The organism is Absicoccus sp. (genome assembly GCF_034090965.1).
In the GTDB taxonomy this organism is placed as follows: domain Bacteria; phylum Bacillota_I; class Bacilli_A; order Erysipelotrichales; family Erysipelotrichaceae; genus Absicoccus; species Absicoccus intestinalis.
In genome coordinates this window covers 118,403-135,074 of sequence record NZ_JAXDRQ010000009.1, presented here as the reverse complement: position 1 = coordinate 135,074, position 16,672 = coordinate 118,403, and the positions used below count along the sequence as shown (strand labels likewise).

At 35.0% G+C, this 16,672-nt stretch carries 15 protein-coding genes; 11 read left to right on the top strand and 4 right to left on the bottom strand.

Features of this window, described 5'->3' with window-relative positions; all coding sequences use genetic code 11:
- Positions 1 to 170: 170 nt before the first annotated feature.
- From dnaX to SOS22_RS01830, 3 genes are all read left to right on the top strand, one after another.
- A complete protein-coding gene (gene dnaX, locus SOS22_RS01840) occupies positions 171 to 1,934 on the top strand; it encodes a DNA polymerase III subunit gamma/tau (protein ID WP_320326272.1) in 1,764 nt (587 codons plus the stop codon).
- Between the two features lie 12 nt (positions 1,935 to 1,946).
- The gene (gene recR, locus SOS22_RS01835; protein WP_320326271.1) at positions 1,947 to 2,531 is read left to right on the top strand and encodes a recombination mediator RecR; all 585 of its coding nucleotides are present in this window, start codon (positions 1,947 to 1,949) and stop codon (positions 2,529 to 2,531) included.
- Positions 2,532 to 3,009: 478 nt separating this feature from the next.
- Positions 3,010 to 3,750 carry a hypothetical protein gene (locus tag SOS22_RS01830; RefSeq protein ID WP_320596156.1) on the top strand — a complete coding sequence of 247 codons (741 nt, stop codon included), beginning with the start codon at positions 3,010 to 3,012 and terminating at the stop codon, positions 3,748 to 3,750.
- On the opposite strand, the gene SOS22_RS01825 is transcribed toward SOS22_RS01830, so the two are convergent.
- On the bottom strand, positions 3,747 to 4,289 hold the full coding sequence (locus tag SOS22_RS01825) for a CYTH domain-containing protein (RefSeq protein WP_320596155.1): 543 nt from the start codon (positions 4,287 to 4,289) through the stop codon (positions 3,747 to 3,749). The two genes, SOS22_RS01830 and SOS22_RS01825, sit on opposite strands and share 4 nt — an antisense overlap.
- Before the next feature lie 54 nt (positions 4,290 to 4,343).
- On the opposite strand from SOS22_RS01825, the gene SOS22_RS01820 reads away from it, so the two are divergent.
- On the top strand, positions 4,344 to 5,114 hold the full coding sequence (locus SOS22_RS01820; RefSeq protein WP_320326268.1) for an NAD kinase: 771 nt from the start codon (positions 4,344 to 4,346) through the stop codon (positions 5,112 to 5,114).
- Here SOS22_RS01820 and SOS22_RS01815 read toward each other — a convergent pair.
- Positions 5,111 to 6,334: an FtsW/RodA/SpoVE family cell cycle protein gene (locus SOS22_RS01815; protein WP_320596154.1), complete on the bottom strand. Its 1,224-nt coding sequence runs from the start codon at positions 6,332 to 6,334 to the stop codon at positions 5,111 to 5,113. The genes SOS22_RS01820 and SOS22_RS01815 overlap by 4 nt on opposite strands.
- 60 nt (positions 6,335 to 6,394) lie before the next feature.
- Here SOS22_RS01815 and mutS point away from each other — a divergent pair, with 60 nt between their 5' ends.
- The 5 genes from mutS to SOS22_RS01790 are packed head-to-tail and all read left to right on the top strand — an operon-like array spanning position 6,395 to position 13,801.
- A complete protein-coding gene (gene mutS, locus SOS22_RS01810) occupies positions 6,395 to 8,920 on the top strand; it encodes a DNA mismatch repair protein MutS (protein WP_320596153.1) in 2,526 nt (841 codons plus the stop codon).
- An 11-nt stretch (positions 8,921 to 8,931) separates the two neighbouring features.
- Positions 8,932 to 10,713, top strand: a complete 1,782-nt coding sequence (gene mutL / locus SOS22_RS01805; protein ID WP_320596152.1) for a DNA mismatch repair endonuclease MutL — start codon at positions 8,932 to 8,934, stop codon at positions 10,711 to 10,713.
- A complete protein-coding gene (gene miaA, locus SOS22_RS01800) occupies positions 10,706 to 11,608 on the top strand; it encodes a tRNA (adenosine(37)-N6)-dimethylallyltransferase MiaA (protein ID WP_320596151.1) in 903 nt (300 codons plus the stop codon). The genes mutL and miaA overlap by 8 nt, the downstream gene beginning before the upstream one ends.
- A 5-nt stretch (positions 11,609 to 11,613) precedes the next feature.
- Positions 11,614 to 12,519 carry a diacylglycerol/lipid kinase family protein gene (locus SOS22_RS01795; protein WP_320596150.1) on the top strand — a complete coding sequence of 302 codons (906 nt, stop codon included), beginning with the start codon at positions 11,614 to 11,616 and terminating at the stop codon, positions 12,517 to 12,519.
- Positions 12,520 to 12,529: 10 nt separating this feature from the next.
- A complete protein-coding gene (locus tag SOS22_RS01790) occupies positions 12,530 to 13,801 on the top strand; it encodes a hemolysin family protein (protein ID WP_320596149.1) in 1,272 nt (423 codons plus the stop codon).
- Between the two features lie 34 nt (positions 13,802 to 13,835).
- On the opposite strand, the gene SOS22_RS01785 is transcribed toward SOS22_RS01790, so the two are convergent.
- Both SOS22_RS01785 and SOS22_RS01780 read right to left on the bottom strand, forming a co-directional pair.
- Positions 13,836 to 14,672 (bottom strand): N-acetylmuramoyl-L-alanine amidase, encoded by an 837-nt coding sequence (locus SOS22_RS01785; protein ID WP_320326585.1) that lies wholly within the window; start codon positions 14,670 to 14,672, stop codon positions 13,836 to 13,838.
- Positions 14,673 to 14,696: 24 nt separating this feature from the next.
- Positions 14,697 to 15,320 carry a YggS family pyridoxal phosphate-dependent enzyme gene (locus SOS22_RS01780; RefSeq protein ID WP_320596148.1) on the bottom strand — a complete coding sequence of 208 codons (624 nt, stop codon included), beginning with the start codon at positions 15,318 to 15,320 and terminating at the stop codon, positions 14,697 to 14,699.
- Positions 15,321 to 15,391: 71 nt separating this feature from the next.
- Here SOS22_RS01780 and SOS22_RS01775 point away from each other — a divergent pair, with 71 nt between their 5' ends.
- Positions 15,392 to 15,946: an isochorismatase family protein gene (locus SOS22_RS01775; RefSeq protein ID WP_320596147.1), complete on the top strand. Its 555-nt coding sequence runs from the start codon at positions 15,392 to 15,394 to the stop codon at positions 15,944 to 15,946.
- Positions 15,922 to 16,656, top strand: coding sequence for a CPBP family intramembrane glutamic endopeptidase (locus SOS22_RS01770; protein WP_320596146.1), 735 nt, complete (start codon positions 15,922 to 15,924; stop codon positions 16,654 to 16,656). The genes SOS22_RS01775 and SOS22_RS01770 overlap by 25 nt, the downstream gene beginning before the upstream one ends.
- Positions 16,657 to 16,672: the final 16 nt, after the last annotated feature.

The following is a 16,672-nucleotide window of genomic DNA, read 5'->3' as shown; positions in this document are numbered from 1 at the left end:
GTTCTCTCATTTATGTTAAGATGGTTGTAGTTCATGGGATTCTCCTTGATAAATGTTTGTTTTCTCACTCACATTTTATCATTGAACCCATGGACTTTTTTAATTCTTATAGGCTGTTGCACTTATTATGATAATTTATCTATAATAAAAAAACAGGGAGTTGATGTATTATGTCATATCAAGCTTTATATCGAAAATATCGACCACAAACATTTGATGATGTTGTAGGCCAACAAGCCATTATTCAAACATTAAAAAATGCCATCATCCAAGATCGTATTGCACATGCGTATTTGTTTTGTGGACCACGTGGTACGGGAAAAACATCCATTGCGAAGATCTTCGCCCGAATGTTGAATTGTACGAATGATACGGATCGTCCATGTGGAGAATGTGAAAACTGTAAAATGGCATTAGCAGGAAGTCATCCAGATATTATTGAAATTGATGCTGCTTCCAATAATGGCGTAGATGAAGTTCGTAATTTAATTGATCGAGTCAAGTATGCACCTATGGAAGGTAAATATAAAGTTTATATCATAGATGAAGTTCATATGATGACAAAAGGCGCTTTTAATGCTTTATTAAAAACCATTGAAGAACCACCAAAACATGTGATTTTCATATTTGCTACAACAGAACCAAATAAAGTGCTTCCTACGATCATTTCCCGTTGTCAACGATTTGATTTCACAAAAGTATCGAAACACGATATTCATGTACGATTGGATGTTGTATGTGCTTCAGAGAATATCGACATTGAACCAGAAGCCATTGATATCATTGCTACTTTGGCTGATGGAGGTATGCGTGATGCTTTATCTATATTGGATCAATGCGTGGCCTTTTGTTCATCGACTATAAAGGCTGAAGATGTACGCCAAATCTATGGTGTGGTCACCATCGAAGATATTGGCAAAATCTATATATCTTTATTGAATAAAGAAGTAGAAATGGTGATGAAACAGCTACAGGAAATATCCAATCAAGGAATGGATCTAAAACGATTTACGACAGATTTTATCTCCTTGATCAAGGATAGTATCATTGTGGAATATGCGCCAAATACAACGTTAGTCAATGCACATAGAAAAGAAGTGATCATGAAATATTTTGATAATACGTCCCTATTGTTTCGAACGACTTTATTGGATACATTGATGGATACTTTTAATAAATTTACCTATGCATCCAATATACTCGATTATATAGAAGCCGGTCTTTTAAAGGTTATTACGCAATCATATGAAGATCTTTCTGCGCAGAATAAAGGAAAATCAGATAATCAAAATCAGATAAAGAATACGAAAATATCGTCGAATTCACATGATTTACCATCTGAAAGAGCAGATAAATTGGATGATATTGTCGTAAATAGCGATAAAACGGTTGATGATCGTAAAGGTTCCTTATATGATGTTTCACGTGAAACATTAAAAGAGTCAGATAGAAAAAATAGTAAAATCATATTAGAAAACGAATACCTTCTCCAATTATTGGTAGGTGCAAATAAGAAAAATAAGATAGAAGATACACAAAAATATGAAAAAAGAAAAGAAATCATATCTGATGTGAATATGATGAGAACGATCACATTACTTGAAAATAGTAAAATATTTGCAAGTGGTGATACCTATTTACTATTAAGCGTGCCATCGACCTTAGAAGCCAATGAAATCAATATATATGAAAAAGAACATGGATTTGAAAATGAAATTGAAAAAATCCTAGGTGTTCCTAAAAAAATATTTGCGATGGATCATGATCAAGAAAATGGTTTAAAGCAATTATATATGGAGAGAAGGAAAAATAATACCTTACCAAATCCTATGCAAATAGAAATCAAATCAAAGCAAGAAAAACAAGAAGATGAAAATTCTATAGAAAGTGAATTGAAATCTGTTTTCCCAGATTTAGTGGTTAAAGAAGATTAAAGGAGGAATAGAATGTATCCCAAACGATTTGAAGATCTCATTCATGCTTTTCAAAAATTACCGGGAGTTGGCGAAAAAACAGCTCAACGATATGCATATACGGTATTAGATTGGAATGAAGAAGAAAGAGAAACGTTCATTCATGCGATTAGTCATATGAAAGAAGGCATCCATCGGTGTAAGATTTGTGGCAATTTATCTGATGGAGAATTATGTGATATCTGTTCTGATGAAAATAGGAACCATCATATGATTTGTGTGGTTCAAAGTCCTAAAGACATACAATCTTTTGAATCCATGCAAGAATATGATGGGGTTTATCATGTATTAAACGGAACGATTAATATACAAAAAGGAATATTACCGGATCAATTAAATATAGAGAGTTTAAAAAATCGGATTGAATCGGAAAATATTGAAGAAATCATATTAGCGACAGATCCTACGGTAGATGGTGAAACAACAGCGTTATATCTTGAAAAAATGTTCAAAAACCATGTGAAAGTAACGCGATTGGCATATGGTATTCCGATGGGATCTCATTTGGACTATGCCGATAGCCTAACATTACTAAAAGCCTTTGAGAATCGAAAATAGGACCACTCATAGGAAAAAGATATGAAAAAAATATATAGTTATAATGAAAAGAGAATATAATCTTTAAAGAATATGATTTTCAGATTAAAGGGTATAAAATATGAATAATAGATAGGATAATCATATATTTAATAAGTTATAGAAAAATCATTAAATATGACCAATCATATGATATAAATAGGAATGAAAATGGTATTATTTCCGTTCATATGAATAGAGAAAAAGTAAAATCATATAAAATATGAAAATAGTATGAATTAGAAATGATTGAAAATTAGTAATAGGAAATTCACATAAAAAGAATATGAAAGGAATATCTTGAAAAATAATCAATTTTATGTAAAATAAACCATGAACGAAATTCAGATGAAGTCATATGATTTTGATAAAGTATAATATTTACATATCTGAACAGTCATATGGAACGACATATGATAAAAAAATTGGGGTTCATGTATCGTGTGGGGAGGTATGATTTATGACAGAATCAAAGGATAGTCCCGTTGATGTCTATTATGATATGGAGATTGCTGAAATCTGCCAACATTTTTCAAAATCACGGAATACTGTAGATAAAGCTGTGGCAAAACTGGTAAAAGATTATCCAAATGCTGGTTATAAATATAAAAATCCACAAACACGGCGGATCACAATTAAAGCAGAAGGTGTAGAGAAATTGTCTCATTATTTTCGTAAGAAGAAGAATGAAATATCTACAGTCGAAGTGGAATTACGATATGAAAATGAAAAATTAAAAGCCATCATTGAAGAAAAAGAAAAGTCAGAACAACAAATAGAAGAGTTATATAAACAGCGATTAGCAGCTGAATTGGAACGAACTCGTCAGACATTTTTATTAGAGAATAAGACAAAAGATGAAAAAATTAAGCAATTAACGGAAGAATCACAGGAAAAGGATGATGAAATTCAGAAATTAAAGGATGAAATGGAGTCCATTCATGCGAAACATGATTCTTTGGTTGAAACAAAAACAGAATTAGAAAAAGATAATCAGGAATTGATTGAAAATAAAGAAGAGTTAGAAAAAAATAATCAATCTTTATTAATGCATAAACAGGAATTAGAATCTGAAAATCAGAAATTAAAAGAGGCTACTTCGAATCTTGATGTGGTGAAACAACAATTGGAAGAAGCCCAAAAAAAACAAGAAGAATATAATTCAAAAAGTTTATTTTATCGTTTATTTCATAAGATTTAGAATGCCCGGGCAATTTTGCTGGGGCAATTTTTTATATACTGAATATGGAATGGCTCTAAAATGTGATTAAAGAATGTGATGCCATCGTGTTGATCAAAATATTCATATTCCAATTCATAATCGGTATGATTCGGATAGAGGGTTTGATCGGCACATAATTGCCCATATTCAAAATCGTATGTTTGACGAATGGTTGAAAATGTGGTGATTGCATTGAGCTGGTGAAGATCAATATGATATTCTTCTAGCCAATTCAGTATTTCAGGATCTTGTATATCTTTCAGATTCGACACAGATATTTCTTTTTCCAACTCGATATGAGTAATGGCATCTTTTCGTATTTTTAAGGTGAAAATATGTTTCTTGTCAATCGTACGAATACGTAGGGCTCCTTTTTGATTCTTTATGAAATGATCCGTTGTATCGTAATATGTATTTGTTTGTTTCCATGGTTTTGTAAATTCATATGAATGAATCATATTTTTATATATGTCTTTTGAAACTAAAATTTTCAATTCTCTTTCAATCGGTTCTTGCATAATTATACCTCACTTGCATATGATACTATTATAATACAAATAAGGAGTGATTGGATGCGATTTGGAATCATAGATCGAGGAGATGACAATTCTAAAGCAGTATCAAAACGAATAAAAGAAGCATGTAAAGAAAGTGGATGGGAATTTTCCATGGAAGCACCGGATTTGATCATCAGTGTTGGTGGAGATGGCACCATGTTACGGAGCATACATGCTTATATCGATCAATTGGATCAGGTATCGTTTGTAGGCATACATACAGGTACATTGGGTTTTTTTACCGATTATACACAAAATGAAATTAACTTATTCTTGAATGATTTATGCAAACGAAGACCTTCGATTGAAGCGTTTCCAATGTTGGAGATTGTTCTACCAAAGAAACAAGAAAAATTTTATGCCTTTAATGAAGTACGTATTGAAACAATTGGTAAGACATTAAGCTTAGATGTATACATAGATCAGGAATTCTTTGAAAATACAACCGGTTCGGGATTATGTATTAGTACCCAATTTGGTTCAACAGCAGTGAATCGAGCTTTAAATGGTGCTGTTGTTGACTCTGATATTCAAGTTATGCAACTATGTGAGATCATGCCTATTTCGCATCACAATCATCATTCATTACGAAATCCTTATATCATGCGACAAGATCGAGAAATATTGATCAAAGGGGATTTGACTTATGCGAAAGGATACTACGATCATTTGACTCATGACATACATGATGTCAATGAAATTTATGTGCGTACCTCTGAAAAAAAAGTACGATTCGCTAGATATCGCACTTATTCGTATCTTCGTCGGTTAAAGAATTTATACTAGACAACTTTTTTATGACGATTCCATAAATGAATCGTCTTTTTTGTTGCCGGTGAAATATTCATGATGATTGCAAAGGAAATAAAATAGGATAAGATACTACTTCCGCCATAAGAAATCAAAGGCAAGGTAATACCTGTAATGGGTAAAAGACCAACGATCATACCGATGTTTTGGAATTGTTGATAAACCAACATTGCAATAACTCCAACCACAATGAGACGATCGCGCCGATTATTGGTATTATACGCAATCTTACATAAATATAGATCCAGCGTTGCACAGATGATCAAAATAAAGGTCGTACCCAATAAACCAAAGCATTGGCCAATGGCTGCAAAAATAAAATCAGTATGTGCTTCTGGAATGGAAATGATATTGGCTTGAAGACCATAACCTGTCAAACCAGCACTTCCCAATGACAGTAAAGCCGTATACAACTGGTTTGAACTTCCTTGAATATAACTTTCAGGATTTAACCAAGATTCAATTCGTTGTAGACGATAGGAATCAAAGATGGCATTGAGTACATCTTGATGATAAAAATATAAAAAGAAGAACAATACTACAACAGCAACGATCAAGCCAATGATTCCAATCACATAACCTCTACGAATGCCTGAACAAGCAATGATGATAAAGATCGTAAAAGCAATAATGATGAATACACCGGTATCTGGTTGCACAAAGATCAAGATCAGTGGTGGTACGATAATTTTTAAGATATCGCGTAATAGATACCAATCTTCTCTGATTGTGGGATGTGGATACTTCTTTTGATGTTTATCAATCGTTTCACAAACCATGACGATCAATACGATCTTCATAAATTCACTGGGTTGAAAAGAACCAATCAAAGGAATTTGAAACCAAGAAATGGCACCATTGACAGCAGGTGTCAATGGTAACGTAAATCCCAATACGGTTGCCGTAATGCGAGATAGGAATAGATAAATCAACATATACATTAAATAGCGATAGGCTTTATGAAGATATTTAAAGATCACATTATTTTGGAAGGAAGTTAAAATAAATATGGTAGCAAAACCAATCACATACCAAAAAATCTGTCGAATCAAATAACCCATGCCACTGCCTTCGCTAATCAAATTGAAGGCATTGTATAACGCAAAACAACTTGTGGCCCATAAAATACAAAGAATCGCAATGAAGCCAAAATCGATTTGATAAGTCTTATTTCGAAAAACAAAAGTTTGTTTCATTTACGTATCTCCTCAATCATTGTATAAGTATATCATAAAAATTTTGTTATAATGTGAGATATGAAAGAAAATAAATATACCCCAATGATGGAGCAATATCTAGAAGTCAAAGAAGCAAATCCAGATACGATCTTGTTTTATCGTATTGGTGATTTCTATGAAATGTTCTTTGAAGATGCAAAGATTGCCAGTCGAGAATTAGATTTAGTATTAACGGGAAAGAATGCCGGGAAAGAGGAAAAAGTTCCGATGTGTGGTATTCCTCATCATGCGGCCAATTCCTATATTCAACGCTTGATCAAGAAGGGATATAAAGTTTCCATTTGTGAACAACTTGAAGATCCTGCACAAGCCAAAGGAATCGTAAAAAGAGGAATCATTCGTACCATTACTCCAGGAACGTATATGGATGAGGCATTGGATGCCAAAGCAAGCAATTATCTGGCCTCTGTTGTGCTTTCCAGTTGGAATGTTTCCATTATCTATTGTGAATTATCCACCGGAGAATTAAAATACCAAACCTTGAGCCGCTCTTTAGTTGCTTTAGAACAAGCACTCATGGAACAAAATGTCAGTGAAGTGGTGGTTGAAATGCGGATGGATAAACGATGGATCAATGCCTTGGAAGAGATGGAAACCTTTATCGTTTCTCGACAAAAAAAAGCAACCATACAACAACAAGATCAACGCTTATTGCCTAATGACGCTTCTACTACACTACAAGATAATTTAGCCCAACTCATGGCGTATTTAAAAGAAACTCAAAAGCAGCATATTGAACACTTTATGCCAATGGAATCGATGGATGCCCAAAAAGTATTGGTCATGGACTATCAAACCAAAAATCATTTGGATCTGGTGCATGGGTCCAAAGGATTGAGTTTATGGTCTTTTATGGATCGTTGTCAAAGTGCCATGGGCTCCCGTTTATTACGGAATTGGATCGAAATGCCATTGATTGAAGCCAATCAGATTGCTAAGCGTCAACAAGCTATCAAAACTTTGAATAGTCATATGATGTTGCGTGATGATCTAAAAGAACAACTTGTATATATCTATGATATGGAACGTCTGGCCAGTCGAATGGCTTATGGAAATGCTTCGGCAAGAGACGTACAACAACTGACTGTATCCTTAGAACATGCACAACCGATATTGGAAATGGCACAAACCATTCCATCGTATCCTGAATTTCAAACGGTGCCCACTTGTCAATCTTTGTTTAAAAAATTAGATGGAGCCATTGTTGAAAATCCACCGATATCCATGAAAGATGGCGGTATCTTTACGGATGGTTATAATGCAGAGTTGGATAAAGTTAGAGAAATTGCGCAAAAAGGAAAAGATTATATTTTAGATATTGAAGCAAAAGAACGAGAACGAACTGGTATCAAATCTTTAAAAGTGGGTTATAATCGAGTCTTTGGTTACTACATTGAAGTAAGAAATGGGAATTTAGATGCCATTAAAGATGAATATGGCTATCATCCCAAACAAACTCTAACCAATGCGACACGATTTATTACGCAAGAATTAAAAGAAAAAGAAGAACAAATTCTACATGCCCAAGAAAATAAAGTAAAACTTGAACAAGATTTATTTAAAGAACTCTTGCAGTATATCAAAGGCTATTTATTTGATCTACATGCCTGTGCCAAAGCATTAGCGACCATTGATGTCTTAGTAGCATTGTCTAGTTTAGCCAGTTCAAAAGGATATATATGTCCAACATTCCATCCAGAACCATCGGTTCATATCGTGGAAGGAAAACATCCTATATTGGAAAATCATATGAAAAAACAGAAATATGTTTCAAACAGTTGGGATATGGATGAAAAAACCAATATTGAAATCATTACTGGTCCAAATATGGGTGGTAAATCAACGTATATGCGACAAAATGCCTTATTAGTGATCATGGCCCAAATGGGTAGCTTTATTCCTGCCAAAGAAGCCGAACTGCCGATTTTTGATCGTATCTTTACGCGGATTGGTGCCAGTGATGATATCCTAAGTGGAAAATCCACATTTATGACCGAAATGATGGAAGCCAATGTGGCCTTGCAGTATGCAACAAAACATTCCTTGATATTATTTGATGAAATTGGTCGAGGAACAGCTACTTATGATGGTATGGCCCTGGCTCAAGCCATGCTTGAATATATAGATTCAGCCATTCAAGCCAAAACTTTATTTTCAACCCATTATCATGAGTTGACGGAATTGGATCAGGATCATGCCTCTATCAAAAATGTACATGTGGATGTGAAAGAAAATAAACAAAATATCGAATTTCGTTATCGTGTGGTGGCTGGTAAAGCAGATAAAAGTTATGGAATCAATGTTGCTCGTTTAGCACATCTTCCAAAAATCGTATTGGATCGAGCCAATCAATTATTAAGCGAATACGAAGGCAAAAATGAAACCGGTGGATATCAACCCAATTTATTTGTGATGGATGAGGTACAACCAGAAAAAAATGAATTGGTTTCCCATCTACAAGATCTAGATATCGATTCTATGAGTCCAAGAGAAGCTTTAGATTGTTTGTATGAATTAAAGAAAATTGCCAAAACCATTGAGTAAAGGAGGATCCTGTGTCTAAAATACATGTTTTAAGTGAACATTTAACAAATATGATCGCAGCTGGCGAAGTCGTTGATCGACCTGCCAATATCGTGAAAGAATGCGTAGAAAACTCCATGGATGCCCACGCTCATGTAATTGATGTGCAAGTCTATCAAGGCGGAATTGAACGCATCATCATTACGGATGATGGCGATGGTATGGATCATCAAGATGCGAATTTAGCCTTTTATCGACATGCCACTTCAAAGATCCAAAATGAAGATGATTTATTTAATATTGGTACGATGGGCTTTCGTGGCGAAGCCATTCCCAGCATAGCCTCGGTTGCTCATATGGACATGCAAACAAGCAACGGACAAGAAGGAACACATATCATCTATGATTATGGCAAAAAACTCGAAGATGAAAAAGTGGATTGTCCCAAAGGGTGTAAAATCGATGTTTCTGGTTTGTTCATTAAAACACCAGCACGATTTAAACACTTGAAAAGTGTGAATTATGAATTTTCGATTATTGCCAATTTGATCAATCGATTGGCATTAAGTCATCCGGATATTCGATTTACGCTATCGCATGATGATCATATTGTGTTTCAGACAACGGGGGATGGAAATTTAAAACAAATCCTTTACCAGATGTATGGTCGAGAAGTGGCAAAAAATGCGATACCATTTGATGCGCATTCCGATGATTTTCATATTCATGGATATGCCGTACAACCCAAGATCACGCGGGCAACAAAATATTTTATGTTTCTTTCTTTAAATACGCGATTGATTCGTTCCAATGCGATCCAAAAAGCGATATTGGATGCCTATGAAGATTTTCTACCTAAGAATCGATATCCAATCGTTGTCTTACAAATCGAATCGGATACGCAATTGGTCGATGTCAATGTTCACCCCAATAAGTGGGAGGTTCGTTTATCCAAACAAGGCGAGTTATTGACTTGTATCAAAGATACATTGACCAAAACATTGCGGGAATCTTTACAAACGGTTGAAGTAAAAAAAATCAAAAAAACACCGGTTTATGAACAACCCAGCATTCAATTTCCATATCCGATCCAAGAAGCGAAACAGGAACCCATTCATGAAAATCGAATCAAAGAAGATACGATCTTAAATAGTTTTACGGATTATGTTCCACAAAAAGTAGAAGAAAACATTCCCGTTGAAGAAGAATCAACCAGTCATGATCATGGCTATGGTTTTTTTAATCATCTTCAAGTATTGGCGCAATTGCATGATTCCTATATTCTTTGTTCCAATCCAGAAGGATTGGTCATTATTGATCAACATGCTGCGCAAGAGAGGTATCATTATGAACAAATCAAAGAAACTCTAAAAGAGAGATGTACCCAAAAACAACCTTTGATGCTCCCTCTTCGAGTCAATGTTACTTCGGATGTGATCGCACAAGTTGACAACATCAACGAAAAAACAGATTTTTTTGGCTTGCACTTTGATGTCTTTGGCGATGATCAAGTCATTATTCGTGAATTTCCATTGTGGTTTCACGATGTGGATCAAGAAGCATTTTTAAATGATCTCTTGGATTATTTTGTCAAAAATCAAGACGTGGATATGTTGGCCTTACGACATAAAGTTTTAGCAACGATCGCTTGTCATAGCTCCATTCGTTTTAATCGACCTTTATCGAAAGCAGAAATGCAACAAGTGATCGATGATCTAAAAAAATGTAAACAACCCTATCATTGTCCGCATGGACGACCAACTGTCATCACCATGAGTGATGATGACTTACGTAAGGAGTTTGAACGTGGATAAAGTTTTAGCAATCGTAGGACCTACTGGTATTGGCAAGACAAAATTATCAATTCAATGTGCCAAACGATGGAATGGACAAATTATTTCAGCGGATAGTATGCAAGTCTATCAGAAAATGGATATTGGAACAGCGAAAGTAACCAAAGAAGAGCAACAAGGCATTCCACATTATTTAGTCGATACACAACCATATGATCAACCCTATAATGTAAAGATTTTTCAAGAAAAATGTCGAGATGCCATTTCCCAAATCACCAAAACAAAGAATCTACCCATCATTTGTGGTGGAACAGGGCTTTATTTAAAAGCTGCCTTATACGATTATGTTTTTGAAGAAGAACAAGAAGATCCGGCATATACGAAATACTTGCATTCCTTATCCAATGAGGAATTAGTCCAACAACTACAAAAAATCGATCCAAGATCATTAGAAAAGATTCATCCTCATAATCGAAAACGATTGATTCGATCTTTACAAATTTGCCATAGTGGCGAAACCAAATCCAATCGTGAAGCCAAACAAGAACATGTTCCTTTCTATGATGTCTACTTTTTAGGATTGGATATGGATCGAGAACAACTTCATCAACGCATTGATCAAAGAGTGGATCAAATGTTTGAACAAGGTCTTGTTCAAGAAGTGACGACGTTATTTTCAAATCCAGATACATGGGAATATACCAGTTTTCAAGGAATTGGCTATAAAGAATTTCGAGGATATTTTCAAAAAGAAATGACCATCGATCAAGTGAAAGAAAAAATTAAAACCGACTCTCGTCGTTATGCGAAGCGACAATATACCTGGTTCAAACATCAAATGGATGTCCATTGGTATACACCCAATGATCCAGAAATCATTCCCAATGTGGAAGCATGGTTACAGGAAGGAAAGTAGTATTTATGAAAACTGTATTTATCATTAATCCTCGTACTGATCGAAAAAAACAATATCGTTTGATGAAAGAAATCAAAACGCATTTGGTCGGTCAACAAATCATCATTGAAAAAACCATCCGGCCTGGTTCAGCTACATTTATTGCGCAAAAATATGCTTTTGAAGCACAAAAAGAACCGATTCATATATATGTTTGTGGCGGTGATGGCACTGTACATGAAGTGATCAATGGCATTGCCAATTCACCCAATATATATATTTCCATCATTCCGATTGGAACGGGAAACGATTTTATAAAAAGTTTTGATGCACTATCAATCGACGATTTTTTGCACTTAGAAAACTATAAAGATCCCGTACAAATGGATATTGATTTATTAAAAGTAGATGGTGAATATGCGATTAATACCATTTCTTTTGGTTTTGATGTTCAAGTTGCCAAATATGCCAATCAAATCAAATCCAAATTACCATTGAAAGGAATTGTCCCTTATTATATAGGAATGTTAGGTACATTGCTTCATGACTCCATCCAAAAATATCGCATTCAAATCGATGATCAAAAACTACCTGTAAATGATTATATGTTTGTGGTATTCTGCAATGGACGTTTCTATGGTGGTGGATATCAACCTTGTCCTCATGCATTGATGAATGATGGACAAATTGATGTATGTTTGATCAAACCAATTCCCAAAAAAATGATCGTAGATATGGCAAAAACATACGAACAAGGAAAACATATCGAATATCCTGAATATGTATCCTTGTATCAAGCCAAGACCATTGGTATGGATACAGAAAATCAAACGATTTATGGGAACTTAGATGGAGAAGTTCGCGAATTAAGAAATCCAACCATTGAAATTGTCAAACAAGCCTTGCATTTATATCTACCCAATGTAAACTAGGAGGAAACCAATGGATACAGAACTAACGAGCCAAGTTCTTATATTGATCGTATTATTATTGTTGTCAGCCTTTTTTTCATCCGCAGAAACATCTTTTGTTTCGTGCAATCAAATTCATATGCGTACCCTTGCTGATCAAGGAAATCACAATGCCAAAATGGTATTACGCATTTTGGAAAATCAAACCAAAATGTTAAGTGCCATATTGATTGGGAATAACTTGATCAATACATTTGCCGCTAGTATTGCGACAACGATTGCGTATGCCTTTGGTGGAGCAGCCGTTGGCGTTGCCACTTTTTTGATTACTTTATTGATCTTGATTTTTGGTGAGATTACCCCCAAAACATTAGCTACGCAACGCGCCGATAAACTCGCTTTGATGTATGCGGATACGATTCGCATCTTAATGGTAGTATTGACACCTGTCATTCTTTTTATCAATGGTATTTGTGGTCTTTTATTAAAAATTATGCATGTGGATACCGATAAAAATGCACCAATGATGACCGAAAAAGAATTACGAACCATTGTTGATGTAAGTCATGAAGAAGGCGTTATCGAGACCGATGAAAAAGAACTAATCAACAATGTTTTTGATTTTAGTGATGTAAAAACAAAAGATGTAATGGTTCCACGTGTTCATGTTGTCATGGCTGATATACACAGTTCCTATAAAGATTTAGTATCCTTATTTCGTGAAGAAATGTTTACGCGAATTCCTATTTATGAAGATTCCATCGATAATGTCGTTGGTTTGATCAATATGAAAGATCTATTGATGATCGAAGATCCCGAAAACTTTCATATTGAAAAGATATTACGAAAAGCTTTTTTTACCTATGAAAATAAATTGGTTTCAGACCTATTGTTGGAAATGCGACAATCCACTATTAATCTAGCCATTGTTTTAGACGAATATGGTGAATTGGCTGGAATCATCACATTGGAAGATATCATTGAAGAAATTGTTGGTGAAGTACAAGATGAATATGATATGCATGAACAAGCCAATATTCGTCAAGTCGGTGCACGTGTGTATGATGTGAAAGGCTATATGAGCTTACATGATTTGAATGATGCTCTTCATATTGAATTGGATAGTGAAAACTATGATTCGATTGGTGGATTGGTCATTGATACGTTGGGACGATTACCTAAAGTAAATGATTATATAACCCTGGATGATGGAATGCGTATTCAAGTAATCAAATTAGAAAAAAATCGAATTGAAGAAGTACGTATTTCTTTACCAAAACGTAAAACCAAAAGTGATGCTTAAAAAAATCCCTAAAGCTCTTTTCTTTAGGGATTTTTTATTTTGAATCATGTTTTAAAATATAGTCATGATACGCCTTAGCAGCGGCTTTGGCGATCTTATTGATATTTTTTGTTTTCTGCAAAGCCTTCGCCTGATCAAGATTCGATCCATAGCCCACTTCATAAAGCATGGACGGTCGATTTTTCTGTTCTGTGATCACATATAATGGATAGGTAGATACATCTTGTATCGAATAATCATAATTCCAACCAGCTTTTTTCAAGTTCGTATGAATTTTTTTAGCAATGGCCGTACTTACCGCATCGTTTCCACGAACATAAAAACTATAGGAATTTAAAGAACTATCATCTATATTGGAATCTACATGAAAAGAAATAAAGTAATCGGCATTTGCTTTATCGGCAATTTTTACCCGGTCTTTTAGATCTTCTACTTCATCTTCTGGCCAAGAAATCGTATCACTTGTTCTTGTATATACAATTTTGATGTTTGGATTCATTTGTTTTAAATATTTTCCAAACGTTTTCGCATACTTCAACGTAACATCTTTTTCACTCGTTCCATCGGCCATGATATTTCCACCATCATAGCCACCATGACCTGGATCGACACAAACGGTTACGGCTGGATAGTTGCTGGTATCCGTTGTGGTCGTTGTTTTTTTGGTGGTTGTTGGGGCAGGCGTCAGCAAATGGACAACCAAGGAAACAATTGCCCAAAGAATGAGTACCGATCCACCCAGCACGATCAATCGATTGCGAATACGACGTCGGCGTAACGATTTCTTTCGTTTCGCATACCGAATTTGTTGTTGACGAGTTGTTGGTTTATGCGTAACTCTTTTTACTTTTTTATTTGGAGCATTCGACATAGGCTAATCATATCAAAAAAAGTATTAAGATTGAAACAGGGCAGTTCCAATTCGTACTTGGTTGGATCCATGGGCAAGGGCCAATCGCCAATCATGTGACATTCCCATTGATAATGTATCCATTTGTGGATACTTCGCTTTTGCTTGATCATATAGGGCTTTCATCTCATCAAATTCTTTGGCATTGAGCGCTTCATCATCGGTATGAGTGGCAATACACATTAACCCTTTTATACAAATATGATCAAAAGATTCCAATTCTTTTAAGAAATCCATTGCTCCCTCAATGGGATATCCAGTTTTATTTTCATCCGTTTTGGTGACTTTTAATTCCACCAAAACATCTTGTACGATTCCTAATTTTGTAGCTTGTTTATTGATTTCTTTGGCTAATTTTAACGAATCCACACTCTCGATCATATCCACTTTACCAACGACATATTTCACTTTATTCGTTTGCAGATGACCAATGATATGCCAATGATAGTTTGGATCGTATTTTGTCAAAAATTCTTGAACACGATTTTCACCAAAAGTAGAAAGACCAAGCGCATGCAATTGATCCACTTCGGCTTTTGTATGCTTCTTTGTGACAGCAACGACACGAATATTTTTATCTAATAATTCTTTAATGAGTGATTCATTCATAGGGCACCTCCATCGATAAAAAGTATAGTCCATTTTAAGTCTCAGAACAAATTTATGATATAGTTAGAACTATGAAAACATGTTTATTGATCATTGACCAACAAAGAGGAAATCGCGAATTAGATTTATTATATGATGATATTCAAGCCAATCAGACCATTCAATCCGCAATGGATCTTGCCCAGACCCAATGGTTTGACCAAGTGTTTGCTTGTGGTTTTATCAATCCAAGCCAAAGCGTTTGGCAAGAAAAAATGCATTGGTATGGTTTATCAAAAGAAGCCTCTTATTTGATCGATCCACAAATTCAACAAATAGCGGATCAAGAATTCTATCATTCCTCTTATTTTCCTATCACAAAAGAATTATCACAATTTTTAGAATGGAAAAATATAGAACGAGTATTGGTTTGTGGCATGGAAACCGATTGTTGTGTTTTATTTGGAGCCTGCCAATTATTTGAAATGGGCTATGATATAGCTGTAGCAGGCTATGCCTGTGCATCTTCTACCGGTCTAAAAAGTCATCAAGCAGGACTTACATCGATTTCTCATCGTTTGCCAAAAGATGCTTTATTGATGAATCAAAATGAGGTTGAACAATGGATCAAGAAAGAAAAGAAATAATTTATGCGCTGTGTATAGCTGGATGCATGGCCCTTTTTTATATTTCCGGTATTCCCTTTAAAACTATGAAAATGCCTATGTTAGATCTGAAACCAGATACGATAGGTTTATGCGTACAAGCTCTCGTCGTGTGGATCATAGGCCTTGGATCGACCCATTTCCTATGTCCTCATTTTTCTTTATACAAACATACGCATCATGCATATTATGGGATCTCCATATTATGTTTGTTTTTGATTCCCTTTCTTTCAATCTATGTGGGACTCTATGCACTCCAAGGACATCCATCCGGTATGAAAATAGCGATGGAAGGACTGTTTTACTATGTTTGTGTTGGTTTGATCGAAGAATTTTTTTGTCGTGGCTTGATCCTTCAATCGATACAAAAAGGTACAAATAATGATGGGTTTGCGATTGGATCTTCAGCTTTGATTTATGGTCTTCTTCATATACCGGGTATGATTGGACAAGCACCCATCGTGATCCTGATGCGAACCATCTGGAGTATGGGATTGGGTTTATATTTTGGATCTATCTATGTAAAGACACGATCATTGGGATATGTATCCTTGATTCATATGATTGCGGATTGGGCAGCGATTCCCTTTGTCTTTTCCGAATTATCCTATTATCCCGGACAAAGTGCAGCCATTATCTTTTTAACCTATATTGCACTAGGATGTTATGGCCTTGTAGTCGTATCCTCATAATATATATATAATAAGA